The organism is Streptomyces clavuligerus (genome assembly GCF_005519465.1).
GTDB classification, from domain to species: Bacteria; Actinomycetota; Actinomycetes; order Streptomycetales; family Streptomycetaceae; genus Streptomyces; species Streptomyces clavuligerus.
Map to the genome: position 1 here is coordinate 1185028 of NZ_CP027859.1, position 23167 is coordinate 1208194.

At 73.5% G+C, this 23167-nt stretch carries 18 protein-coding genes; 6 read left to right on the forward strand and 12 right to left on the reverse strand.

All coding sequences use genetic code 11. From position 1 onward, the window contains the following. Nucleotides 1-21: 21 nt before the first annotated feature. Nucleotides 22-1407 carry a cytochrome P450 gene (locus CRV15_RS33380; RefSeq protein ID WP_003963453.1) on the reverse strand — a complete coding sequence of 462 codons (1386 nt, stop codon included), beginning with the start codon at nt 1405-1407 and terminating at the stop codon, nt 22-24. Between the two features lie 296 nt (nt 1408-1703). Between CRV15_RS33380 and CRV15_RS33385 the strand changes: the two genes are divergently transcribed. Together CRV15_RS33385 and CRV15_RS33395 are read left to right on the forward strand one after the other, a co-directional pair. After that, nucleotides 1704-2243 (forward strand): hypothetical protein, encoded by a 540-nt coding sequence (locus CRV15_RS33385; protein WP_009999458.1) that lies wholly within the window; start codon nt 1704-1706, stop codon nt 2241-2243. A gap of 129 nt (nt 2244-2372) precedes the next feature. Continuing rightward, the gene (locus CRV15_RS33395) at nt 2373-2876 is read left to right on the forward strand and encodes a nuclear transport factor 2 family protein (RefSeq protein ID WP_003963455.1); all 504 of its coding nucleotides are present in this window, start codon (nt 2373-2375) and stop codon (nt 2874-2876) included. Nucleotides 2877-3178: 302 nt separating this feature from the next. Here the strand turns inward: CRV15_RS33395 and CRV15_RS37800 are convergent, their stop codons facing one another. Further along, the gene (locus CRV15_RS37800) at nt 3179-4438 is read right to left on the reverse strand and encodes an aminoglycoside adenylyltransferase family protein (RefSeq protein WP_009999459.1); all 1260 of its coding nucleotides are present in this window, start codon (nt 4436-4438) and stop codon (nt 3179-3181) included. Nucleotides 4439-4833: 395 nt separating this feature from the next. Here CRV15_RS37800 and CRV15_RS33415 point away from each other — a divergent pair, with 395 nt between their 5' ends. Both CRV15_RS33415 and CRV15_RS33420 read left to right on the forward strand, forming a co-directional pair. Then, nucleotides 4834-5250, forward strand: a complete 417-nt coding sequence (locus CRV15_RS33415) for a MarR family winged helix-turn-helix transcriptional regulator (RefSeq protein WP_003963457.1) — start codon at nt 4834-4836, stop codon at nt 5248-5250. A gap of 181 nt (nt 5251-5431) precedes the next feature. Then, nucleotides 5432-6079 (forward strand): isochorismatase family protein, encoded by a 648-nt coding sequence (locus tag CRV15_RS33420; protein WP_009999463.1) that lies wholly within the window; start codon nt 5432-5434, stop codon nt 6077-6079. 195 nt (nt 6080-6274) lie between these two features. Here the strand turns inward: CRV15_RS33420 and CRV15_RS33425 are convergent, their stop codons facing one another. Together CRV15_RS33425 and CRV15_RS33430 are read right to left on the reverse strand one after the other, a co-directional pair. Next, nucleotides 6275-10198 carry an nSTAND1 domain-containing NTPase gene (locus CRV15_RS33425; protein WP_009999464.1) on the reverse strand — a complete coding sequence of 1308 codons (3924 nt, stop codon included), beginning with the start codon at nt 10196-10198 and terminating at the stop codon, nt 6275-6277. 106 nt (nt 10199-10304) lie between these two features. Further along, a complete protein-coding gene (locus CRV15_RS33430; RefSeq protein ID WP_003963460.1) occupies nt 10305-10862 on the reverse strand; it encodes a hypothetical protein in 558 nt (185 codons plus the stop codon). Between the two features lie 379 nt (nt 10863-11241). On the opposite strand from CRV15_RS33430, the gene CRV15_RS33435 reads away from it, so the two are divergent. Together CRV15_RS33435 and CRV15_RS33440 are read left to right on the forward strand one after the other, a co-directional pair. Further along, nucleotides 11242-13086 carry an alpha/beta fold hydrolase gene (locus CRV15_RS33435; protein ID WP_009999465.1) on the forward strand — a complete coding sequence of 615 codons (1845 nt, stop codon included), beginning with the start codon at nt 11242-11244 and terminating at the stop codon, nt 13084-13086. A 169-nt stretch (nt 13087-13255) separates the two neighbouring features. Further along, the gene (locus tag CRV15_RS33440) at nt 13256-13549 is read left to right on the forward strand and encodes a hypothetical protein (protein ID WP_009999466.1); all 294 of its coding nucleotides are present in this window, start codon (nt 13256-13258) and stop codon (nt 13547-13549) included. 69 nt (nt 13550-13618) lie between these two features. On the opposite strand, the gene CRV15_RS33445 is transcribed toward CRV15_RS33440, so the two are convergent. The 8 genes from CRV15_RS33445 to CRV15_RS33485 all read right to left on the reverse strand — a co-directional run bounded on the left by CRV15_RS33445 (nt 13619) and on the right by CRV15_RS33485 (nt 23123). Then, on the reverse strand, nt 13619-14791 hold the full coding sequence (locus tag CRV15_RS33445; protein WP_003963463.1) for a helix-turn-helix transcriptional regulator: 1173 nt from the start codon (nt 14789-14791) through the stop codon (nt 13619-13621). Between the two features lie 150 nt (nt 14792-14941). After that, nucleotides 14942-16591: an FAD-dependent monooxygenase gene (locus CRV15_RS33450; protein WP_003963464.1), complete on the reverse strand. Its 1650-nt coding sequence runs from the start codon at nt 16589-16591 to the stop codon at nt 14942-14944. A 101-nt stretch (nt 16592-16692) separates the two neighbouring features. Beyond that, nucleotides 16693-17568 (reverse strand): SAM-dependent methyltransferase, encoded by an 876-nt coding sequence (locus CRV15_RS33455; RefSeq protein ID WP_003963465.1) that lies wholly within the window; start codon nt 17566-17568, stop codon nt 16693-16695. After that, a complete protein-coding gene (locus tag CRV15_RS33460; protein WP_003963466.1) occupies nt 17565-18266 on the reverse strand; it encodes a dTDP-4-dehydrorhamnose 3,5-epimerase family protein in 702 nt (233 codons plus the stop codon). Before CRV15_RS33460 ends, CRV15_RS33455 begins: the two co-directional genes overlap by 4 nt. A gap of 71 nt (nt 18267-18337) precedes the next feature. Further along, entirely contained in the window at nt 18338-19447 is a 1110-nt protein-coding gene (locus CRV15_RS33465; RefSeq protein ID WP_003963467.1) for a DegT/DnrJ/EryC1/StrS family aminotransferase, read from the reverse strand. A 63-nt stretch (nt 19448-19510) separates the two neighbouring features. Further along, nucleotides 19511-20518 carry an SDR family oxidoreductase gene (locus tag CRV15_RS33470; RefSeq protein ID WP_003963468.1) on the reverse strand — a complete coding sequence of 336 codons (1008 nt, stop codon included), beginning with the start codon at nt 20516-20518 and terminating at the stop codon, nt 19511-19513. A gap of 1 nt (nt 20519) precedes the next feature. Next, nucleotides 20520-22178 carry an NDP-hexose 2,3-dehydratase family protein gene (locus CRV15_RS33475; protein ID WP_003963469.1) on the reverse strand — a complete coding sequence of 553 codons (1659 nt, stop codon included), beginning with the start codon at nt 22176-22178 and terminating at the stop codon, nt 20520-20522. A gap of 111 nt (nt 22179-22289) precedes the next feature. After that, nucleotides 22290-23123, reverse strand: coding sequence for a class I SAM-dependent methyltransferase (locus tag CRV15_RS33485; protein WP_003958515.1), 834 nt, complete (start codon nt 23121-23123; stop codon nt 22290-22292). Between the last annotated feature and the right edge of the window lie 44 nt (nt 23124-23167).

A 23167-nucleotide genomic window follows, 5' to 3' on the forward strand; every position in this document is an offset into this window, starting at 1 on the left:
CCCGGAGATCCTGAGGGCCGCCTATGACACGTCCTGGCGCCTACCCCGCGGGCTCACGGTCATGCGGATGTCGTCGGCGGCCCACAGCACGAACCGTTCGACGGGGACGACCTCGTGCCCGGGGACGAGCCGGAACCGGAAGCGTTTGAGCAGTACGGCCAGTATCAGTTCGGCCTCGACCACGGCCAGCCGGGCGCCCTCGCAGGAACGTGGACCGATTCCGAAGGGGACATGGGCCAGCCGGGGCCGCTTCGCCGTCTCCCGCGGAGTGAACCGCTCGGGGCGGAACCTCTCGGGCTCGGGCCAGTGGTCCGGGTTCATATGGATGGCCCAGAACGGGTAGAAGACCGTCGTCCCGGCCGGGATTCCGTAGCCGCCGACGACAAGCTCCGCGTCCGTCCTCCGCGCCCCGTAGGGTCCGGGCGGGCAGAGCCGCATCGCCTCCTTGAGCACCATCTCCAGATAGGTGAGCCGCCGCAGATCGGTGTACGCGGGTGCCGCGCGCTCGCCGAGCACGCGGTCCAGCTCCGCCGTGGCGCGTCCGGCGGCCCCGGGGTGCAGGGCCAGCAGATACAGGGCCCAGGAGACCGCGACCCCGGTGGTGTGGTGGGCCGCCAGCATCGTCATCATCACGGTGTCCCGGATGCGCGCGGGCGTCTCACCGGCCTCGACGAGCGCCCCGATGAGATCGCTCCGCTCCGCCCGGCCACCGCGGTGCGCCGCGATCACCTCGTCGACCGCCCCGCGCAGAAAGGCGAGCGCGGCATCGGCCCGTTCCGTCCGCTCGGCCTCCTCATCGGGCGGGCCCGGCCGGGGCGGCCGGTACAGCTTCCCGAGATGCGCGGTGAGGACCCTCTCGAACGCGGTGACGACGCCCTCCGGGTCCGTGACACCGCTGCCCAGGGCGTAGGCGCAGATCATCCGCAGCGACAGCGCGGTGAGGTCCTTCTGCAACTCGACGGGGCGGCCACCGCCGTCCCCGCCGTCCCCGTCGTCCCTGTCGTGCCCGGGGTGTTCGGCGTGTTCGGCCCAGCGGTCCGCGAGCGCCGTCGTGAGGGCGGTGAAGCGCGGAAGGTGCCGCTCGTGGGACGGGCGACCGGCCAGCACCGTCAGCAGCAGACGCCGCCAGGGGGTGTGCTCGGCGGCGGGCAGCACCTGGAGATTGCCCGCCTCGCACAGCGGGTCCAGGAACGAGAACAGCCCCTCGGGCCGCTCGTCGAGATGTGCCGTGGCCTCCAGCAGCACGGGGTCGGCGATCGACACCGCCGTGTCCGCCCCGGGGAGCTGGAAGCGGACGACGGGCCCGTACGCGGCGTGCAGCTCCAACTGATAGCGATGCAGCCCGCCCGCGTCGGCGACGGCTTTGACCCCGCCGTCGGCCCGGGGCTCGGGACCGGGAATGTCCATGACCACGCCTCCTCACCGAGGGCGGAACGCGCGGAACCACCACCGTCTCCCGCGCGCCCGAGGTGTCCGGCCACGGCCACCCTAGGCCCTCCCTCTGACAACGGCGGCTCCGACGCCACCGCCGTCCGGCGCGGCGCCCTGACGTCCGCGTGTTCGGGCGTTCACGCCGGGGGATGCATTGCGGGCCGCGCCGGGGTGAGCGGTTCGGGCAGTGGGCACAGCAACTGCGGACACGATCTCCGTGTCCTTGTCCCCACCGGTGTCTCTCCCGGCCGGTTCATGAGAAGGAGCAGTGGATGAGTCTGAGGAATTCGCGCCTGCGGCCCGTTCCCCGGATGGCCGCGGCCGTGGGCGCGATGGTCTGCGCCGCGTTCGTCGGCCTCCCCGGGTCCGCCCAGGCCGCACCGGCCGCCGCACCGGCGGTCGCGGCGGGACCCGTCTGGTACTGCGGCGAGTCGGGATGGCACTACCCGGATGCCGACACCGAGGTGCGCACCCTGCTGTGTCTGGGCGAGTCGGTCGGACAGCTCACGCCGTCGCTCACCAGCGAGTGCAAGTACAACGGCAACTTCGGCTGGGCTTCGACCAAGTGCGACGCCAAGGATCTGCGGTACCGGCTCACCGACCCGAACGGCACCGTCCACAACGGGAGCATGCCGGACGGCACGGGCTACTACTGGGACATCTACGGCACCCCTGACGTGCCCTGTGTCGTCGGCGAGTGGAAGTTCGAGCAGTCCTCCACGCACCGCAAGTGGGGTGACAGCTGGAGCGCGCCCGGCCCCTGGGGCAACACCTCCACCACCCGGACCGTCAAGGTCGACGCCTGTAGCTGACCGGCCCACCGGCCCCTCCCCGGCGCTCCCTCCGGGGTGACGCGGTGGGGCTGGGACCGGCCCCGTCCGGTCCCAGCCCCACCGGAAAAGAGCGGGCCGGGCCGGACCGGTGTGGGGCAGGATGACCCGATGGACGAGCACGACGAGCACGACGAGCACGACGAGCACGACGAGCACGACGAGCACGACGAGCACGACGAGCACGACGAGCACGACGAGCAGGACGGGCACGCCGGGTACGACGAGCGCACGGACGGCGTGGCCGAGGCGGTCGCGGGCGAGTTGCGGTTGCTGGACCCCCGGGTCAGAGCGTCGCGGGAACACGCCGGGAGGCTGCTGGACCCGGAGTTCACCGAGGTGGGCGCCTCCGGCCGCCGCTGGGACCGGCGGACGATGCTCGCCGAGCTGCCGGACCACCCGGGCGGCGGCGAGGACGGCCCCCGGTACGAGCCCTCCGGAATGCGGGGGACCGCCCTGGCGCCGGGCCTGGTGCATGTGACGTACGAGGCCACCCTGGGCGAGCGGCGCTCCCGGCACAGCTCGATCTGGCGGAAGCTCGACGACGGCACCGGCTGGCGGATGTACTACCACCAGGGCACGCTCGTCCCCGGCGGACGTCCCGAGGAGTCCTGACGGACGGAGCGGGGACGTCCGTTCCGGTCGGCGCGGTGCTTCCCACCCCGCTCGGTGCTTCCCACCCCGCTCGGCGTCGCCGCCCCGGTCGTCGCCCGCGCAGCCCGTCGGCGGGCCCACCCGCCGCTCACGCCCGGCACGTTCCGCGCGGGCGTCCCCGAGGGCGGCGAGGAGTCCGTCAGGGGGACTCGGGCGGACCCGCGGGCAGCACCGCGGCAGTGCTCGTCGGCATCGTCCCGCGGGGCCCCGCCCACGGCCGGGCGGGCCACCCCGGTGTCTGCGCCGTTGTCGCCCCGTTCCGCTCATGGGTCTTCGGCCGCACCGGAATCCCGTTCCGGCCCGCCCATGGTGCCGCCGCCCGTGGACGGCAGATGGATCAGCCCCGCCTCCGTCGGACGGAAGCCGCAGGCGCCGAAGTAGAAGTCCCGCAGCTCGGGCCGGAAATCGACGTGCAGCCAGGTGCAGCCCGCCGCCCGGGCCCGTGCCGCCGCCAGGACGACGACCGCCGTTCCGATGCCGCGCCGCTGGTGGGAGCCCCGGGTCTTGGGGTCGAGCAGAAAGGCGTGGTCCCCGCCGTCCCAGGCCACGTTCACAAAACCGAGCAGCAGCCCACTCGCGTCCCGGGCTCCCACCCAGCCGAGACTCTGCCCCTTGACCCTGTCCCACCAGCCCGCCACCGGGTCGCCGCCGTGGGACCGGACGAGGTCGCCCATCTCCTCGTCACCGATCGGATCGCGCCAGACGCAGCGGATCGACCCACCCGTCACCTCAGTGGTCCACGGGTCGGCGGGCACGAGTGCGGCCGACCGCTCCACAGCGGCGGCCACCTGGCGGGCGTAGGCCCGTACGGCGGGCAGCAGCCCGTCCCAGCGCTCCTCCGCGATACCGAGGTGGGCGTCCCGGGCGTGGCTGAGCGGCGGGCGGTGCTCCCGCGGCAGCCGGGGGAGCGCCCACTCCGCGGCGGCCTCCTTGGACCTGATCTCCCCGGTCTCCAGGGTGTTCCAGATCCGGGCCAGCGTCAGCACCGCGTTACGGGTGTCGGCGGCCGGCTCCGCCAGCAGCTCCGGCACCCCGGCGGCCAGCGCGCGCGCCAGGTCGGCGGCGGGTACCGGATCGAGCAGCGCACCGGGCGGCGGCCCCACCAGGGGCACGCCGTCGCGCAGCACCATGGTGATCAGCGGGGCGAGATCGGGGTCCGGCTCGGCCGCGGGCACCGCGCCGCGTTCGTACGCGTCCCGCAGCCACTCGCCGTACTGGAACGCGCGCACCGCCGGGAAGCGCCAGGGGCTGACCTCGGACCGTACGACCACGGTGAGTTCGACCGGCCGCGCGGTTCCCCGGCGCGGATACCGCCCGGAGACGTCCAGCAGCCCGGCGACCAGCGCCCGCCGCTGCTCCGCCGTGGGCGGGCTCCGGACCACGGCGAACAGGTCGAGATCGCTGGACGGCCGCAGACCGCCGAGCACCGCGGAGCCGTAGAGGTACACCCCGGCGACCTCGTCGCCGAGCACCTCCCGGAGCAGCCGGACGACGGCGCCGGTCTGGGACGCGGAGACGGACATGGATGCCCCCTGGGAACGAGTTCGCCGCCCGGGCGCGGGCCCCGGGCCTGTGCACGGCCCGCATGGTAGGGACCCGGGGTGCCCGGGGGCCAGCGGGTTTTCCCCGGCCCGGCCCGTGGTGCGACCGGCGGTGTGGCCCGTGGTGCGGCCCGCGGTGCGACCGGCGGTGCGGCCCGCGGTGTGGACGGGCGGGTGACCGGTGGTGTGGCCGGGTGGGTGACCTGCGCCGACGCGGGCCCGCTCCGGTCCGTCCCGGTCCGCCCCGGTGCCCTGTGCCGGGGGAGAATGGCTCTCGGTCATCGGTGTGAGCGAAGCGGTGTGGGTGAGGAGGTCGGGTGCCGGAGAGTGAGCCGGTTGTGTCCCGGGCGTTCAGGGTCGGGGTGTGGCGGTCGTACATGGAGATCCATCAGCGGGTGCTGGGGGAGATCGCGCGGGCCCTGGACGAGCGGCACCGGCTGTCGGTGAGCGAGTTCGACACGCTCGTGAACATTCCCCTGGACGGGGTCCGGCTGAAGGACCTCGGCAGCCGGACGGTGCTGACGCAGAGCGCGGTCAGCCGGATGTGCGACCGGCTGGCGCGGCGCGGTCTGGTGACCCGTACCCCCGTCCCGGAGGATCAGCGGGGTGCGCTGGTGCGCCTCACCGACGAGGGGCGGGAGCTGCTGCGGGCGGCGGTGCGGACCAACGCGGAGGTGGTCGAGAGGACCTTCGCCGCCCGGCTGGGCGACGCGGACCTGGTGGCGCTGCACACGATCCTCGGCCGGGTGGCCCCGGAGGGCGGCACCGGGGAGGAGTGCGACACCCCCCGCTGAGGAGGGGTGCGCCGAGGGGCGCGTGGACGGTGTGCTGTACATCACCCGCGATGTCTGATTCCGGCGGAATGGGAACCGCCCTTTCGGAGTTTGGATGAATGCGCACGCAACAAAAGGCGTCGCAAGGGGCCACCCGCCCCGGCCGCCCCGGCGGTCCATCCTTCTCACGGAACACAGGAACATGAGCGACAACAGCTACCTCACCGACCGGCTCACCCCCGAGAACACCGGAATCCTGCTGGTCGACCACCAGACCGGTCTGATCCTCGGCGTCCAGGACCACGACCAGAACCAGGTCCGCCGCAACGCCCGGGCGCTCGCCCGGACCGCCAAGGTCTTCGGCCTCCCCGTCGTGGCCACCACCTCCGCCCCGCAGGGCCCCAACGGCCCCCTGCTGCCAGAGCTGGTCGCCGAGCTGCCCGCCGGAGCACCGGTCATCCACCGCAGCGGCGAGGTCGACGCCTTCGACGACCCGGCCTTCGAGGCCGCCGTCCGCGCCATGGACCGCCCCAACCTGGTCATCGCGGGCGTCATCACCGACGTCTGCCTCATGTTCGCCTCGCTCTCCGCCCTCGGCCGCGGCTACAAGGTCCACTCCGTCCTCGACGCATCGGGCACCACCAACCAGCTCGCCCGTGAGACCTCCCTGCTGCGGCTCCAGAACGCGGGCGCCACCCTCAACAGCACCGTCGGGGTCATCTCCGAGCTGCTGCGCGACTGGAAGAACCCCGGCGGCCCCGGCACCGCCGACATCTTCAGCAACCTGGCGATGCCGTTCTACGGCGCCGTCAGCGCCAGCCACGCCGCCGCCGGTGGCAACAACGGCTGATCCCACCGGTAGGCCCCGTGCGGGGGCGGGCGGTCCGCCCGCCCCCGCACGGCGTCCGGCACTCACCCTCGTCCGGTGCGACCGTGTCCGGAGACCGGTACGACAGCGTCGGCCACCGAGGGCGACAGCCAGATCCTCGACACCGGCACCCCGCGGGGGCCATGGCCCCGGCGAAGGCGTGGGGGCGGGCTCCCGTCAGCACGGCGGACGGTAGGGGAGCCCCGGAAAGTACGCCTTCCACTCCCCGCGGGTGATCGTGGGATGGGCGAGGGCGCAGATCCGCGCGGCGACGGTGCGCACATCGGTCTCCCAGAGGAGCGCGGTGCCGTCCCTGCTGCTGGTCGCGACGGTGTGGCCGTCCGCCGCGAACGCCACCCGGTGCAGCCGGTCCGTGTGGCCCGTCAGCACGGCCCGCTCCCGGGCCCGTTCCGGACGGGTGACGTCCCACAGCCGCAGCGTCCGGTCGTCACCCGCCGTCGCCAGCGTCCGCCCGTCCGGAGCGAACGCGACGCCGTACACCGAACTGGTGTGACCGGAGAGCACCCCCAGCTCACGGGGGCGCCCCGGGCCGCCGACCGCCCACAGCCGGACCGTCTGGTCGCCGCTGCCGGTCGCCAGCACAGCACCGTCGGAACGGAACGCGACCGCGCTCACCCCGCCGCTGTGCCGGGTCAGCACGGCCCGCTCCCGGGGCCGCTCCGGAGCGGCCAGGTCCCACAGCCGTACGGTGTGGTCGTCGCCCGCCGTCACCATGGTCCGCCCGTCCGGGCTGAACACGACCGAACGGACATGGTCCCGGTGCGCGGTGAAGTACGCGAGGGCACGCGGTGCGCGGCGGTCGTCGACACGCCACAGCCGTACGGTGCGGTCGACGCTGGTGGTGGCCAGAATTCGTCCGTCCGGGCTGAAGGCCACTCCCTCGGGGTTGCGCCGGTGCCCGGTGAGCGTGGCGAGCCGCCCCGGCCGACGCGGGTCGGTGACGTCCCACAGCCGGACCGTTTGGTCCTCGCTGGTGGTGGCCAGCGTGCGCCCGTCCGGCGCGAACGCCGCCCCGTAGACGTTGTCCGTGTGCCCGGTGAGGACGGCCAGCGGGCCGCGGCGCCGGGGAGCGGTCGCGTCCCACAGCCGTACGGTCCGGTCCTGACTGACGGTGGCGAGGAGGCGGCCGTCGGGGGAGAACACGGTGCCGAAGACGAAATCGGTGTGCGCGGCGAGCGCGGGCAGCGGCAGGTCCCACAGCCGTACGGAGTGATCCTGGCTGGCGGCGGCCAGGGCCCGGCCGTCGGCACGGAACGACAGCGAGATCACCATCGTCGGATGGCCGGTGAGGCTGGCCTGTTCTCGGGGGTGTGGGGTGGTGAGGTCCCATAAACGTACGGTCTGGTCCTCGCCCGCCGTCGCGAGACTCCGCCCGTCGGGCGCGAACGCCACCGCGTACACGGTCCGCAGATGGCCGGTGAGGCCGGCTTGTTCTCGGGGGTGTGGGGTGGTGAGGTCCCACAAACGTACGGTCTGGTCCTCGCCCGCCGTCGCCAGGCTCCGCCCGTCGGGCGCGAACGCCACCGACCACACCGAACCGGTGTGGCCGCCGGGCCGTTCCCGTTCACCCGGACGCCCGCCGGACGGCCGTTCCCGTTCACGCAGCCGCCCGGCGGGGGTGATGTCCCACAGCCGTACGCTGCCGTCCCGGCCCACCGCGGCCAGCAGCCGCCCGCGCGGGCCGAACGCCACCGCGTGCACCCCCGGGGCACGGTCCGCGGACGCCAGCTCCCGGGGACGGCGCGGATCGGCCACGTCCCACAGCCGCACCGCACCCTCCTCGTCGGCTGTCGCCAGCAGCCGCCCACCCGGATCGAGGTCCGCCGCACAGGTCTCGCCCGAGTGCCGGGGGAGCACCGCGAGCGCCTGCGGACGGCGGGTATCGGCCACGTCCCACAGCCGCACCGTGCGGTCCCGGCCCGCCGTGGCCAGCAGCCGCCCACCGGGGCCGAACGCGATCCCGCACACCAGGGCCGTATGACCGGGGAGCGCCGCCCGCTCCCGGGGCCGGTACGGATCGCCCGTGTCCCACAGCCGCACCGTGCGGTCGCCCTCCGCCGTGGCGAGAACCCTTCCGTCCGGCGCGAACACGGCCGTCCGCCCGTACGGGTTCTTGGCGTCCAGGGCAGCGCGGACCGTCCGCCGGGTCAGCCGGGTGGCGTACGGGGTCGCGAAGGTGCTCAGCAGGGCGCTGTGCGCCCGCACCGTCGGGACCAGCCGGTACGCCGCGAGCGCGAGCTGCGCCGACAGCGCGGGATTCTGCACCCGCACCGCGTCCGCCTGCGCCGCCACCTCACGGGACAGCGAGGCGTTGCGTTGCTCGACGGCGGTGCGCCCGGTGCGGACCGCGTACACCGTGGCGCTGGTGGCGACCACCACCAGGACGGCGAGCAGGGTGACGAGCTGTCGCAGCCGCCGGGTGCGCCGCCGCGCCGCCGCCTGTTCCCTCTCCTCGGCGCCGACGGCGGCGTCGAGGAACGCGCGCTCCCGCACGGACAGCGCGCCGGGGCTGGAGCGTGCCCAGTCCCGGGCGAGGGAGAGCCGGGTGCCCCGGTAGAGCGCGCCGGGGTCGCGGCCCAGGGCCTCCCACGCGGCGGTGGCCTCGGTGAGCTGCCGGTGCACCCGCAGCCCGTCGCGGTGGGTACCGAGCCAGCCGTGCAGCCGGGGCCAGCTCCGGATGAGGGCCTCGTGCGCGATCTCGGCGCTGTCGTCCCCAAGGGTCAGCAGCCGGGTCCGTACCAGCAGTTCCAGCACGTCGGCGGTGTCGGGGTCGGCGTCGAGTTCGGTGCGCCGGACGCGGCGTTTGGTGTCCTCGGTCCCCTCGCCGGGGGCGACCATCCGCAGCAGAAGATTCCGGGTCAGCTCCTGCCGGGCCGGGGGCAGCGCGCTCCAGAAGGACTCCGCTGTCTGCGCGAGCGCGCCGTCGATGCCCCCGGCGGCGCGGAAGCCCTCCAGGGACAGGGTGGTGCCGTCCCGCCGCAGCCAGGTCTCGCGCAGCGCGTGCGACAGCAGCGGCAGCACGCCCGACTGGCCCGCGGTGTCGGCGACCAGGGCGGCCAGCAGGGCTTCGTCCACGGTGCAGCCCGTGCGGAGGGCCGGTTCGGTGATGGCCCGGCGCAACTCGTCGGCGGTCATCGGGCCCAGCATCACCTGGGATTCGCGCAGGGCCTCGACCAGCTCCGGGTGGCGGGTGCAGTGGGTGTAGAAGTCGGCGCGGACGCCGAGGACGACCCGGCAGCCCCCGTTCCCGCCCCCGCCCCCCTGGTCCGTCCCGTCCGCGCCGTCGTCGGCTGCCGCGGTCAGCAGGGCGGACAGGAACAGCTCGCGCTCGACCGGGTCGTGGCAGAGGGTGAAGACCTCCTCGAACTGGTCGACGATCAGCGTGGTCGGGCCGTTCGTCCGGCTGTTCGCCGGGCCCTCCGTCGGGCCGTCCCTCGCGCCGTCCGTTGGGCCGTTCATCCGCCGCAGGGCGCGGCGCAGTCCGTGCGGCCCGGCCGAGAGGTCGGTACGGAGCTGCTCCGGTGCGGCGCCGACGGCCGGGGCGAGCGCGGCGGCGGTCTCCTCCAGCGGGCGGGCCCCGGGCGTGAAGACGACCGTGTGCCCCAGGGCGGGGGCCAGACCGGCCCGCAGAACGGAGGACTTGCCCGCCCCCGAGGCGCCGAACAGGGCGACGAAGCGGTGCCGTTCCAGCCGGGACAGCACCTCCCGCACGGACCGGTCCCGGCCGAAGAAGCGGTCCGCGTCCGCCGCCTGGAACGCCGCGAGCCCCGGGTACGGGCACTCCGTCCCGTCCGTGCGCCCACCCAGGGGCCCCCGGACCAGGGCGGCGACCTCGTACCAGTACCGCTCCCACTCCTCGGTGTCCCCGCCGCAGGCCCCGGCGTACGCCAGCGTCACCGACAGACTCGGCAGCCGTTGTCCTGACGCGGCGGCGGCCAGTGTCGCGACCGAGTAGTGCGCCCTGCGGGCCAGGACCCGATAGGTGGGACTGCCCGCTTCCGACCGCAGCCGCCGCAGGTCGGCGGCGAACAGGAGGAGCGGGTCGTCGCCCGGCTCCAGGGGTTTCTCGGGGCGGGGCACGGGCCCACCTCCTCTTCGGCGGACCATTGTCCGGAGCCCGTCACCCCGCTGTACAGGGTGACACCGGACAATGGTCCGCCGGCGTCGGCGGCGCCGACCCGGTCTATCAGGCCGCTGTCCCGGTCCCGGTCCCGGTGCCGCTCTCGGCTCCGTTCCGGGTGCCGGTGCCGCTGTGGGCGTCGGAGGAACGCAGCCAGTCGGGGCCGACGTCGTCGACCCGGTGGCCCCGGGGGTAGGTGGCGATGCCGAGCCGGTGCGAACCGTCGGGGTCGTACCGGTGGGGGAGGCCCGACGGCTCCCCCTCCGCCGACCGGACGGACACCATCGCCATCACGGCGTCGGCGGCGGCGCCCGGATGCTCGTGGTTCTCGCCCGCGTCGAAGAAGGTGTCGTCGTAGAAGAAGGAGAAGAAGTAGAAGAAGCCGAACGTGAGCCGGCGGGAGAACAGGAGCAGCTCCTCCCGTTCCGCGTCCGGGCAGACCCGGGCGGCGAACGAGCCGAAACCGGAATGGATGTAACGTTTCGGCTGGGCCGGGCGCTCGGAGAGACGCGAGGTCTCCATCCAGCGGGCGACATCGGCCTCCAGCTCCGCGCGCAGGGGGCTGATTCTGGGCTGTATCGGGCAGAAGAGTTCGGGTAGGGCGTTGCGCTTTCCACTCGGCACGGATGTCCCCTCTCGTGGTCCGGAGGACCGGCCGTGTCCCGCCCGTGCCGAGCGGTCACCCGGCCCCCACCTCGCGGTGGTGCGGTCAGGGGAGGCCGGACACGGGGTGCGGCCGGCCGGTGGGCCCGGAGCGCGCCACGGTGATGACGTGCTCGACAGGGCCCATCGGGGTCCCGCCGGACAAGGGCGTAAACCGGGCGGGCGTGGCCGGAGCGTATCCAGGCGGCAGAGCGTGCCAGGGGTGGCGTCAGCGTCGATATGGCGCCCCTGATTCCGCTTCAAGGGTGGGTTTCTGGCCACTTCCCTGAGGTTTGCGGGGGGAGCGGCCGGAGGCGGGGCTACGGTGAGCGCTTCATCGAGTGGAGAAGGGATCGGCGACGTGGGGGACAGCCGACTGGGACTCGTGATGATCCACGGGTTCATGTCCGGGCCGAGGACCTGGGAGCCGTTGCGCGAGCTGATCGCCACGGACCGGAGCCTCGGGTTCGTGCAACCGCTGGCGTTCGAATACTCGACCGGGCTGCTGGCGGTCAATCCGCTGCGGGTCTTCCCGTCGATCGAGACGGCCGCCGACAGCCTCAAGGAATACCTGGTCACGGAAGCCGGAGCGTTCGACCAACTGCTCCTGGTCACCCACAGCCAGGGCGGGCTGGTCGCCCAGCGCTATCTGGCCGGCATGCTCCAGGACGGCAGAGGCCGCGAACTCGCCCGGATCAACCGGCTGGTCATGATCGCCTGCCCGAACAACGGCTCCGAACTGCTGCTCTCCTTGCGGCGGCGGGCGTTGGGCCTGCGCAATCCGCAGGAGAAGGATCTCCGCCCGCTGAACGACCGCGTCAGCGAGACCCTGCGCACGGTGATACGCGATGTCGTGAACGCCACCGAGGTCACCGACCGGACCTGTCCCATCCCGGTGTCGGTCTACGCGGGCGAGAGCGACGGCGTGGTGTCCCGCGCCTCGGCGCGGTCCGTCTTCCCGGACAGTTCCGCCCTGCCGGGCGACCACTCCAGCATCCTCAAGGCCGATTCGCACCAGCACCGGACGTTCACCGCGCTCCGCCGTCTCATGCTCGCCACACGCAGCGAGCCGTATGTGCCCGGGCCGGAACCGGAGACGGGGCCCGGGCCGGTGGCGGGGCCCTTCACCCGTGTCCCGGCCAAAGAAGAGCCCTCCGGGAAATGGTGGCGCCGGAAGGTCGCGATCGCCTCGGGTGTCGCTCTGGCGGCCGTCGCGTCGATCCTGCATTTCGCCCCGATGCCATGGAAGTCGACCGAAGAGAAGGCCGGCGGCGTCACCTCGCCCGAGAAGTCTCCGGCCCAGGAACAGAAAGGCGGCGACGCCACCCCGCCCGAGAGGGGTCCGGCCCAGGAACAGAAGGTCGGCAACGCGACACCGCCCGAGACGTTTCCGGCCCAGAACTCGTTCTGGTTGGTCGACATCAATCCGGATCAGGACAGGAAAGCCGATTACCTCACGGTCGGCAAGAACCAGAAATTCGATTTCTGGTGGAACGGCGGTGTCAAGGACGGGCGTCTGCATTACGGAGCGAAAGGGGAGAACGCGTACGTCCCCGCGGACGGCGCGGACGGCGCCGCGTTGCGCTTCGGCGACATCGACGGTGACGACTGGCCCGACTGCATGGTGGTGGACGCGACCGGCGGGGTGACCGTCCACACCTGGATCGCGGCGAATCCGCCAGGTGCCCGTATGTGTCAGGACACATACGAGGGCGACGCCGATGTTCCCCTGTCGGATACCGCCGACCGGGTACCGGACCTCAAGGAGATCCAGTTCGCCGATGTCGACGGAGACGGTCGCGTCGACTATCTGTGGATCGAGCCGAGCAGCAAGGTGACCATCTGGTTCAACCGGGGCTTCACGGATGAGGCCGGCCGGAAGCATCTGAAGTGGTCCACTCCCCTGAGGGCCGGGAAACACGCCTACAACCGTGACATCAGGTATGCCGACCTCGACGGAAACGAGCGGGCCGACCAGATCCTCATCACCCCCGAAGGCGGCGCGAACGCCTGGCTCAACCACAGCGGCGCGGAAGAGGGCATTGATTCCGACGACATCTGCCGGATCGTGCCGGACACCGGGGCCCCGCCGGAGGAGATTCACTTCGCCGACGTCGACGGAGACAAGAAGGCCGAGTTCCTGCATATCGACAGGACGGGCGCGGTCCGCCAGGTCCAGGACCCCGATCTGGACACGCGCTGCTGAGAGCCGGGACCGCGGCTCACCCCGGGGTCGCTTCCCGGCCACCCCATCCGCGTCGTCTGCGACGGCACCCCAGATTTCTGGTATAGGCCCGATCGGGCCGCTCTGGAAGTCTCCTCGGTGTCCCGGTCGGCACAAGCCGCAGAGGCCGACCGCAACGGAGGAGACACGTATGTCGACGACAGTGACACCGAAGAGGATAGGGACGGCCGCGGCCGTGGCGGCGATGGTGGTGGCGTCGCTCCTGGGCGCCACCTCGACCGCCCAGGCGACGCCCTCGGCCACCGCCGCGACCACGGCGGCAGCGCCGGAAACGACCATGGCCGCCTGGGAGAGATGGGGCACTTTCAGCCAGTCCACCTGTGTCTCCTGGGGGCAGACCCTCCTGAGAAACGGGCAGATCTACAGCTACCTCTGCTCCCCGATCGGCCTCGGCATGTACGAGCTGTGGGTCGTACGCCGCTGACCCGACCCGGGCACCGCTGACACACAGGGGTCCCGGCCCGTTCCTCGGGGGAGGGCCGGGGCCCCGTGATCAGAGAAGACCCGTACGACCTGTGACTCCGTCCGCCGTCGCCGTCTTCAGCAGGGCCGGTTCCGTGTGGCGGGTGAAGAGCGCCGCCACCAGGTCGCGGCGGCTGCGGACGCCGGTCTTGTCGAAGACCGACTTCAGATGTTCCTGGACGGTGTACGGGGAGAGATCCGCCAACCGGGAGATCTCGGCCGTGGAGTGGCCGCGCAGGACCAGACCGGTGATCTCGCCCTCGCGGGGGGTGAGCCCATGGGCGGCGGTGATCAGGGCGATGTGTTCGCCCGGGCCGGCCGGTTCCACCGCTATCGCGACCCGGGCGGGGCCGGGGAGCGCGAGGTGCCAGGCGTGGAGGCGGACCCGGCCGCGGGTGCGGGTCTGGGCCCAGGAGACCAGGAAACCCGGGGAGCCGGGGGCGCGGACGGCCGCCGCGACTCCGTACAGCGCGGGGGAGAGACCGCCGCGCGCGGGGCCGGTGTCCGGTGCGAAGGGGGTTCCGGGAGCGGGCAGTTCGTCCAGCCAGAGCGGGGCCGTGGGGCTGAACTGCACCGGCGTGTACTCCTCGTCCAGGAGCACCAGCGCCGGGGCCGGGGCGGCGCCGGGGGGCGGGGGCGTGGCCGGGTGCTCGCCCCAGGCGCGCCGGGACAGATGGAGCCGGCGCAGGATTCCCCCCAGCGGTTCGGTGAGCGACCGCGCCACCGCTCGCGCCTCCGGGCTGAACGGCGGTGTGTCGCGTCCGATGCCGAGGGTGAGGCCGCCCCAGGTGCCGTACCGGTCGCGCAGCACGAAACGGGCCTCGTCGGAGAGGCCCAGCGGAGCGATGATGTCCCGGTACCGGGGGCTGCGCTCCCGGGCCCCGCCGACCGCCTCGCTGAGCAGACGCACCGGCACGGGTTCCCGGGACAGTTCGGGCACCCCGTTGACGTCGCCCTCGCGGTACTCGATGTCCAGCATGCGGGGCATGTAGTGGAGCGGGACGGCGTAACGGTAGTAGCCGCCGGTGTTCAGCAGGGTGTCCGGGTCGACGGTGAACCCGGCCCAGACATCGGACCTGAGCACCGGGCGCACGGCCCGCATCACCGCCTCGAAGAACTCGTCCACCCCGGTCGCCGCGCCCGCCGCGCGCACTGCCGCGCCCCGGATCGCGTCAGCACGTTCCGTTCTCCCGTGGCCCACCATGGCCGAAAGGCTAGACCTGGGGGCATGCCACCACGGCATGGTTCGACGGCGCGTCGAACACCCGCTCGCAGCCGTCGGTTCTCAGCCGCCCGCCCTCAGCCCCGTCGCCGCCGGCCCTCAGCCTTGTCGCCCGCCGCCGGCCGTCGGTTCTCAGCCGTCGGCCCCGTCGCCCCGTACCGTGTCGGCGAGCCTCCCCGGGTCCCCCGGAAGCGCGTCGCCGCGCCACGCCACATGGCCGTCCGGCCGCACCAGCACGAAGGCCCGTTCGTAGCACGCGGCCACCTCCCCGGCGCCGCCACGGCACACCGTCAGCGGAACGCGCCGTTCGGCGAAGGCGCGCTCGACCCCCGCCACCCCCTCGTGCCCGGCGAAGCACAGCAGCACGAACCCGCGCCCGTACAGATCGAGCGTGGACGTGGCCCCGTCCCACCACGCGTGCGCGGCGCGGCTGCCGGGCTCGCTGCCGGGGCGCCAGTCGGCGTCCGGCTTTCCGCGGCGCACGGGGACGGTGGGGTCCTCGATGATCGCGGGGGAGCGGTAGCGCAGCCCGAAGTGGATCTCCGGGGCGTCGAACTCCCGCTGGACGCCGCTGTTCCGGAGCTGTTCCGCCATCTCCGCGCGCGCCCGCCCGCCCTCGGGCCCCTCGCGGTGGATGCCGGGCGGCACCGGCCGCCGCAGGGTGCGCTGCAAGTGGACATGCGCCTCCTCCAGACTCTCCACGGCGATCGGTCTGCGTTCGGTCTGATAGGTGTCGAGCAACTGCCTCCCGGCCCAGCCGTCCAGTGCGGCGGCGAGCTTCCAGCCCAGGTCGGCGGCGTCGCCGATACCGGTGTTGAGCCCGAAACCGCCGGACGGCGACAGCGTGTGCGCGGCGTCCCCGGCGAGGAAGACCCGTCCGGCCCGGTACCGGTCGGCGACCCGGTGGGTGAGCCGCCACAGGCCGTCGCCCAGCAACTCCACCGGTGTGTCGACGGCGAGCGCGTCGCCGATCAGCGCCAGCGCGTCACCCCGCCCCGCGGCGGTGCCGCCGCCCCGCCCGGCCGGAGTGTCCTCGTCCGCGCCCACGACCATGGTGTACAGATCGCCGCCGTCCAGCGAACGCAACGGGAAGCGCAGGGTCTGCGACCGTACGAGGAAGTGGACGAGGGCGGCGCGGTCGCCGAGCTGTTCCCTGAGGCCGGGGGCGCGGAAGAGGATGTTACGGAAGACCCGGGTGCGGTGCCGGGGCGGCGCGTCGATGCCGCAGCTCCGGCGGATCGGGGAGGCGGCGCCGTCGCAGGCGACCAGGAAGCGCGCGCGTATGCTGCCGCTCGTCCCGGTGGCCTGATCTATAAGGGTCGCCTCCACGTAATCGTCTCTCCGCAGCACACGGTCGACGGTCGTACGCAGTCGCAGCGGCCCGTCCGGATGGACCCCCACCGCCCGGGCCAGCACCGGATTCAGCCAGTGCGCCGGGCAGACCTGGTCGGGCTCCGGCGTATGGGCGAAGACCGGGCGGTTCCCGGCCGTCCCCCGGTGGTAGCGGTGCAGCTCATGGCCGCCCACCTGGGTCACCCACGCGATGTCCAGGGGGTGGTCCGGGGGCCATCCGGCGTCCCGTACGGCGTCCGCGACACCCCAGCGGCGGAACAGCTCCATCGAACGCGGGCCGATCGTGCTCACCTTGGGGTGCCGGACCGTTCCGTCACCGGCGTCCGCGACCACGCAGTCCACCCCCCGGTACGCCAGATCCAGCGCCAGCGCCATCCCGACCGGGCCACCGCCCACGATCAGGACATCGGTCCACTCGGCGGAGCCCATCGTCCCGTCCCCTCTCCCGTCCCTTCGTCCGTCCTCTCGTCCGGCCCTTCCCCCGGTACGTCCGCTTCCGGCCCCTCTCCCGGCACGTCCACCGCCGCCGCTCACGGGCGTTCCGCGGTCACCAGCAGACAGCCGAAGTCCTCGACACCCGCCAGGTCGGACGGGTGGAAACCGTCCTCGGGGAAGCGGAAATTGCCCTCGTCGAGCGCCGCGGGCCGCCCCTTCGGCTCCGATGCCGCGGCCGGGGCCGGAGCTGCTGCCATCCGCCGCGCCAGTTCGAGACCGGTGCGCAGCGTCGTCCCCTCGGTGACGTCGACGAGGGCGCGCAGCCGCAGCCCGCTGCGGTGGATCAGCCCGGCGTAGTCGTCGAGGTCCGCCATCGTCACCATGAGGCTGCGGCAGAAGCGGTCGATGCCCGGGTGCCGCACCGCCTTGCGCGGGGCGCGTTCGAACACATCGGTCAGCACCAGCCGTCCGCCGGGGATCAGCACCCGGCACACCTCGGTGAGCACCTGGTGCCGGTCCGGCATGTGGCACATCGACTCCAGGGCCAGCACGGCGTCGAACGACGCGTCCGCGAACGGCAGCCGCATCGCGTCGCCGTGCCGGAAGGCGGCCCGGTCGGCGAGCCCGGCCTCGGCCGCCAGTCGGCCCGCCGTCCTGATCTGCTCCTCGCTGACACTGACGCCGGTGACCCGGGCACCCGTACGGGACACGATCCGCAGCGCGGGGCCGCCCACCCCGCAGCCCAGGTCGAGCACATGGGACAGCGTGTCCACCCGCATCCGCTCGGCGCACACATCCGTGAACCGGTCCATCGCCTCCTCGATGGAGGCGTCGGAGTCCGGTGTGTCCCAGTAGCCGATATGGACATTGGGGTTGAAGGTGCCGTCCCGCATCGCGCTCAGCGTCAGCCGGTCGTACAGCTCGCCGACGGCTTCCGGTACGGGTGGGCTCGGGGCGGTCGTGTCGGTCATGGCAGCGGCCTTTCGGTTCGACGGCGGGCGGCATGAGATGCGTGAGAGGGCTGAGAGGGCTGGGAAGGGTGAGGGGGCGGTGGCGGCGCGGTGCGGGCGGACGCGGCGTCCCGTTCGATCTCCCGGCACCGCGCGTACTCCGGCAGCAGCCCTTGGCGCCGTGCCTCGGCGAGCGTGACCGCCGTGCGGTCCCGTTCGGAGAGGACCGGTTCGATGCCCCGCGGAACGGGCAGCCCGAGGGCGGGATCGAGGACGGACAGGGCGAGTTCGTTCTCCGGCACATAGCTCTCGGAGAGCAGATACGACATGACGGTGTCGTCCTCCAGCGCCACGAACGCGTGGCCCACCCCGACGGGGAGGTAGGCGGCCCGGTGGTCCCGCTGGTCCATCAGGACCGCGTCCCACCGGCCGAACGTGGGCGACCCGACCCTGATGTCGACGACGATGTCCAGGGCCGCCCCCCGCGCGCAGTGGACGTACTTCGCGGTGCCGGGCGGCGTCACGGTGAAGTGGAGGCCTCGCACCACACCGCGCCGGGACAGACTGTGGTTGCTCTGCGCGACGGGGAACAGCGGGCCGCCGTGGGCCTCGGTGAACGCCGCCTCCTGGAACGGCGAGAGGAACAGCCCCCGGTCGTCGGGGAAGACCCGGGGCGTGAAGACGAGGGCCCCCTCGACAGCGAGCGCGCGTGCGCGCATGTTCGTTCTCCTCCCATGGCCCGTTCGGCTCGTTCTGCGGATGACGGATGACGGATGACGGACGGCGGATGTCACAGCGTCGACAGCACCTCGCGCACGGCGTGGACGACCCGGTCCTGTCGTTCGGGGGAGAGCGAGGGATACATCGGCAACGAGAAGATCTCGGCGGCCAGCGCCTCGGTCACCGGGAGCGAGCCGGGGCGGTAACCGAGATGGGCGAACCCGCTCATGGTGTGCACGGGCCACGGATAGCTGATGTTCAGATGGATGTCGTGGGCCCGCAGCCGCTCGATGATCGTGTCCCGCCGGGGGTGGCGCACCACATACACGTAGTACACGTGCTCATTGCCCTCGGCGGTGCGCGGCAGCACCAGACCGGTGTCGGCGAGCCCGTCGGCGTAGCGGCGCGCGACGGCCCGCCGCCCATCGATGTACCGGTCGAGCCGCCGCAGCCTGCGCCGCAGGATCTCGGCCTGGACCTCGTCCAGACGGCTGTTGTGCGCGGGCGTCTCAAGCGTGTAGTAGCGGTCCTCCATGCCGTAGTACCGCAGCCGCCGCAGCCGCCGTGCCACGGACGCGTCCGAGGTGATCGTCGCGCCGCCGTCGCCGTACGCCCCGAGGACCTTCGTCGGGTAGAAGGAGAACGCGGCGGCGTCGCCGGTCGAGCCCGCGACCGTGCCGTGCCGCCGGGCCCCGTGCGCCTGGGCGCAGTCCTCCAGGATCGCCAGCCCGTGCCGCTCCGCGAGCCGCCGCAGCGGGGCCATGTCCACGCACTGCCCGTACAGATGCACCGGGAGGAGACAGCGGGTGCGGTCGGTGATCGCCGCCGCCACCTGCGCGGTGTCCATGAGGAAGTCGTCCGCGCGGACGTCGGTGAAGACGGGTGTGGCCCCCGTGGAGTCGATGGCGACCACCGTCGGCGCCGCCGTGTTCGACACCGTGATCACCTCGTCGCCCGGCCCGATGCCCAGCGCCTGGAGCCCCAGCCTGATGGCGTTGGTCCCGTTGTCGACCCCTACGCAGTGGTCGACCCCGTGATACGCGGCGAACTCGGTCTCAAACCCGCGCACACTCGCGCCGAGTACGAGCTGCCCCGAGGCGAAGACCGTCTCCACGGCGTCCAGGAGGTCCGGACGCTCGGCCGCGTACTCCGCCAGGTAGTCCCATACACGTATCGACACCGTCGGCCTTTCCGAAGGGTTCCAGAAGATTCCGGAGGGTTCCGGGACCTATGAGGGTGCTGGTCATCCGTCCTCGTCCCACCGCTGCCGCGGCAGGGCGGCGACCGTACGGCGCACCCCTTCGGCGAGCGGGACCCGGGGGCACCAGCCGGTGGCCGCCCGGAACGCGGACGCGTCGATCGTCACGCTCCCGAAGTCCGTGGCGGGCGCGTGCGCGGGCGGGGGCATCGGCACCACGGCGACCGGGGGCCGCCCCGTACGGACGGAGACGGCGGCGGCGACGAGCCGGAAGACGTCGCCGAGCGCCTCGCCCCGCCCGGAGCCGATCAGCCAGTGGCGGCCGATCAGGCGGTCCGGGCGGTCGAGCGCCGCCGTGAACGCCGCCGCGGCATCGTCGACATGGAGCAGATCGCGCCGCACCGTCCCGTCGTTCCACAGGGTGAGCGTCCGGCCCGCGAGCGCCTGCCGCGCCATCGCGGAGACCACCCCCCGGTCGACGGCGCCCGGCGCCGCGCCCTCGCCGAACACCGTGGGCAGCCGCAGACTGACGCCGCGCACCCGGCCCTCGGCCGTGGCCTGTTTGAGGATCTGCTCGGCGCTCAGCTTCTGCCGGTCGTAGGGGGTCTCGGGGCGGTCGGTCTCGCTGCCGTCGAGAGGTTCCCGCGGCACCAGGCCGACCTGCGAGGCGGCGCCCCCGTACAGCACGAGCGCAGGAGCGCCGTCCGCGGGGCGCGGACGCAGGACCTCGACAAGGTCCCGCATCACACCCACGTTCACGCGCTCGGCGCCCGGTTCGCTCCCCGCCGCCCGCCAGCCGCCGTCCCCCAGCAGCAGATGCACCACCGCGTCCGAGCCCGCGACCGCGTCGGCGAGCGCCGCCCGGTCGGTGAGATCGCAGCGGACGACGGTCGTCCGGGCCGGTCCGGGCGGGGGTGTGCACGGGCGGCGCGCCACGGCCCGCAGCCGGACCGGGCGGCGCGCCAGCGCGCGGACGACGGCCGAGCCGACGAACCCCGAGGCGCCGAGCACGGTGATCAGCGGTCCGGGTGCCCCCGGTGTGTCGCGCCGCATGTCACACACCCTCCCGGAGAACGGGGCGGGGTCCCGCCCCGACGGCGTTGAGGCAGGCCAGCAGGGTGCGGGCCTCCACGGTGAGGTAGTGCCCGTGCCGGGTGAGGGACCTGAGCTGGGCGGGTGTGACCCAGGCGAAGCCGGGCGGCGGGTCGAACGGGGCCGCCTCCGACTCCGCCCCCGCGCCTGCCCCGGCCTCCGACTCCGCCCCCGCGCCTGCCCCGGCCGCTGTGCCCGTGCCTGCCCCGGCCTCCGCCCCCGCGCCCGCGCCTGTGCCCGTGCCCGCTTCCGCTTCGACGAGGAGATAGCGGCAGCGGGCGTTCAGGAGCCGGCCGCCCTCCTCGGAGTGGACGGCCTGATAGCGGACGCGCGACGGCGGATCGCCCAGGAGCGCGCTGAGGACGGTCCCCAGGAACGGCGGACGTTCCGCTTCCGGTACCCGTTCGCACTCCTCGGGAACACACTGGACGGTCGGCCCCAGCTCGACCGTGTCCAGAAAACCGCCCTCCGCCCGCGCGTGCACCAGGACATGCGGCACCCCGTCGAACTCGTGGACGAGGAAGGCCGCGAGTCCGAGGCCGACGGGCTCGATCAGCGGCTGGTCCCAGCGGACCACCTCCCGGCTCCCGGCCCGCACGGAGACGGCGACGACCCGGAACCAGCGGCCGTCCTCGCGCTCGATCGCCTCCGGGCCGTGCCGCCAGCCGCGCACGGAGGCGAGCGGCACGCGCTGGGCACGCACGCCCAGGCGCGAGCGCTCCCCGGTGAACCACGACAGGAGCTGGGTGTCGGAGAGCAGCGCGCCGGGCGCCGGGTCCGGGTGGGGCACACAGGACAGCACGCTCCGGGCGTTCATGTTGACCAGGTCGTCCTCGTGCAGCAGCACGGCGATCTGACCGAGGGTCAGCCAGCGGAAGTCGTCCGCCGCCGGGATCTCGTCGGCGGTCTCGACGATCATGTTGCGGTTGGACTTCCGGTAGAACCACGTCCCCTGCTCGGAGTGGAGGACATCGACAAGGACCCGGTCGCGGCCGTGTCCGTGTCCGTGGTCGGGGAGGCGGGCGTGGGCGCGGCCGGGCCGCAGAAAGCGGTCGATCAGCCGGACGTCCCGGCCCCGGTGGGCCCCGGTGTAGTTGCTCCGGGTGGCCTGCACGGTCGGGGAGAGCTGGAGCAGACCCGCGTTCCCCGGCTCCATCTTCGCCTGCATCAGGAAGTGCAGCACGCCGTCGAACTCCTTGGCCAGAATGCCCAGGATGCCGACCTCGGGCTGGTGGATGACGGGCTGCTGCCACTCCCGGCGGGGGCCGCGGCGGGGCCCGTACCCCTGGGGGGCGCCGTGCTCCGCCGCCACCCGCAGACCCTCGACGGTGAAGAACCGCCCACTGCGGTGCACGAGGTTCCCGGTGCCGCGCTCGGACCGCCACTCGCCCAGCGCGGCGAACGGGACGCGCTCCACCTGGAACACCCCCGCCCGGCGGCGCTCGTCCAGCCAGGCGCGGACGTCCCGCGTCGCGAGCCGCGCCCCACGGCCGGTCGCCGCCGACAGGGCCATCCGGTCGGCCAGTGCGCGGTCCTCGCGCGGGCGCAGCACGGTGACGGGGGCGGTGGGGGCGTGCGCGCGCGGGGGAACGGCGGCGGGCGGGCCGGACCGGGACGGCATCGGGAACTCCCTGTCTGCGGAGAGAGAAAGGAAGGAACGGGAGAACGGAGGAGCCGGGGAGCGGAGGGAACGGGGGCGGCGGGGGGAGCGGGGGCGGCGGGCGCCCGGTCGTCAGGGCCGCTGCGCGGTGATCAGGACATAGCCGGTGTCCGGGTGCCTCCCGAACGCCTCCATCACCTCGGCCGCCCTGGACATCCCCTCCGCCGCGACACCCTCCAGCGAGCGGGCCAGCTCCCGGAAGGCCGCCGCGCCGTGCCCGTAACTGGCCCGGACCCGCTCCCCGATGTCCGTCAGCTCCAGCACCTCCCAGCCCGCCCCGGCCAGGAACGCGCGGTGCTCCCCGGGCGAGCCGATCCCGGCGAACTCGTACATGCTCAGCATCTCGTCCAGCACGGCCCGGCCCTCGCCGGTGAACGGCTGCCGCTGGCACAGGTCGGAGACGACCAGCCGGCCGCCGGGGCGGACGACCCGGCGGATCTCCGCGAGCGCGGCGGCGGGGTCGGCCAGATGCGCCAGGACCTCGATCGCGCAGGCGTCGTCGAAGGAACCGTCCGCGAAGGGGAGGGACATGGCGTCCGCGAACCGGAACGAGACCTGATCGCGGACCCCGGAGCGGTCCGCCCGCCGTGTCGCCTCCGCGACCTGCTGGGTGCTGACGGTGACGCCGGTCACCCGGACCCCGTGCGCCCCCGCGATCCGCAGCGCCGGGACGCCGATGCCGCAGCCCACGTCCAGCAGATGCCGCCCCGGCCGGAGGGCGAGACGTTCGGCGACGAGGTCGGTGAGGCGGTCGGTGGCCTCGGCGACCGGGACATCGGGGTGGTCCTCGTCCCAGTGGCCCACATGGAGGTTGCCGCCCAGGACGGTCGCGGCGCCCGCGTCGGCGAACCGGTCGTACGCCTGGCCGACGGACTCGGGGGTGATCTCGTTCTGCTGTGCCGTCATCGTCTTCCCTCTCCTGCTCTTCGTGCTCTTCCCGGGTGCCGGGC

Coding starts and splice junctions, on each gene's coding strand:
- CRV15_RS33395 (WP_003963455.1), top strand. CDS start 2,373: ATGGACGAGCACGACGAGCACGACGAGCACGACGAGCACGACGAGCAC.
- CRV15_RS33485 (WP_003958515.1), bottom strand. CDS start 23,123: ATGACGGCACAGCAGAACGAGATCACCCCCGAGTCCGTCGGCCAGGCG.
- CRV15_RS33385 (WP_009999458.1), top strand. CDS start 1,704: ATGAGTCTGAGGAATTCGCGCCTGCGGCCCGTTCCCCGGATGGCCGCG.
- CRV15_RS33420 (WP_009999463.1), top strand. CDS start 5,432: ATGAGCGACAACAGCTACCTCACCGACCGGCTCACCCCCGAGAACACC.
- CRV15_RS33445 (WP_003963463.1), bottom strand. CDS start 14,791: ATGGTGGGCCACGGGAGAACGGAACGTGCTGACGCGATCCGGGGCGCG.
- CRV15_RS33440 (WP_009999466.1), top strand. CDS start 13,256: ATGTCGACGACAGTGACACCGAAGAGGATAGGGACGGCCGCGGCCGTG.
- CRV15_RS33415 (WP_003963457.1), top strand. CDS start 4,834: ATGGAGATCCATCAGCGGGTGCTGGGGGAGATCGCGCGGGCCCTGGAC.
- CRV15_RS33475 (WP_003963469.1), bottom strand. CDS start 22,178: ATGCCGTCCCGGTCCGGCCCGCCCGCCGCCGTTCCCCCGCGCGCGCAC.
- CRV15_RS37800 (WP_009999459.1), bottom strand. CDS start 4,438: ATGTCCGTCTCCGCGTCCCAGACCGGCGCCGTCGTCCGGCTGCTCCGG.
- CRV15_RS33470 (WP_003963468.1), bottom strand. CDS start 20,518: ATGCGGCGCGACACACCGGGGGCACCCGGACCGCTGATCACCGTGCTC.
- CRV15_RS33380 (WP_003963453.1), bottom strand. CDS start 1,407: ATGGACATTCCCGGTCCCGAGCCCCGGGCCGACGGCGGGGTCAAAGCC.
- CRV15_RS33455 (WP_003963465.1), bottom strand. CDS start 17,568: ATGACCGACACGACCGCCCCGAGCCCACCCGTACCGGAAGCCGTCGGC.
- CRV15_RS33460 (WP_003963466.1), bottom strand. CDS start 18,266: ATGCGCGCACGCGCGCTCGCTGTCGAGGGGGCCCTCGTCTTCACGCCC.
- CRV15_RS33450 (WP_003963464.1), bottom strand. CDS start 16,591: ATGGGCTCCGCCGAGTGGACCGATGTCCTGATCGTGGGCGGTGGCCCG.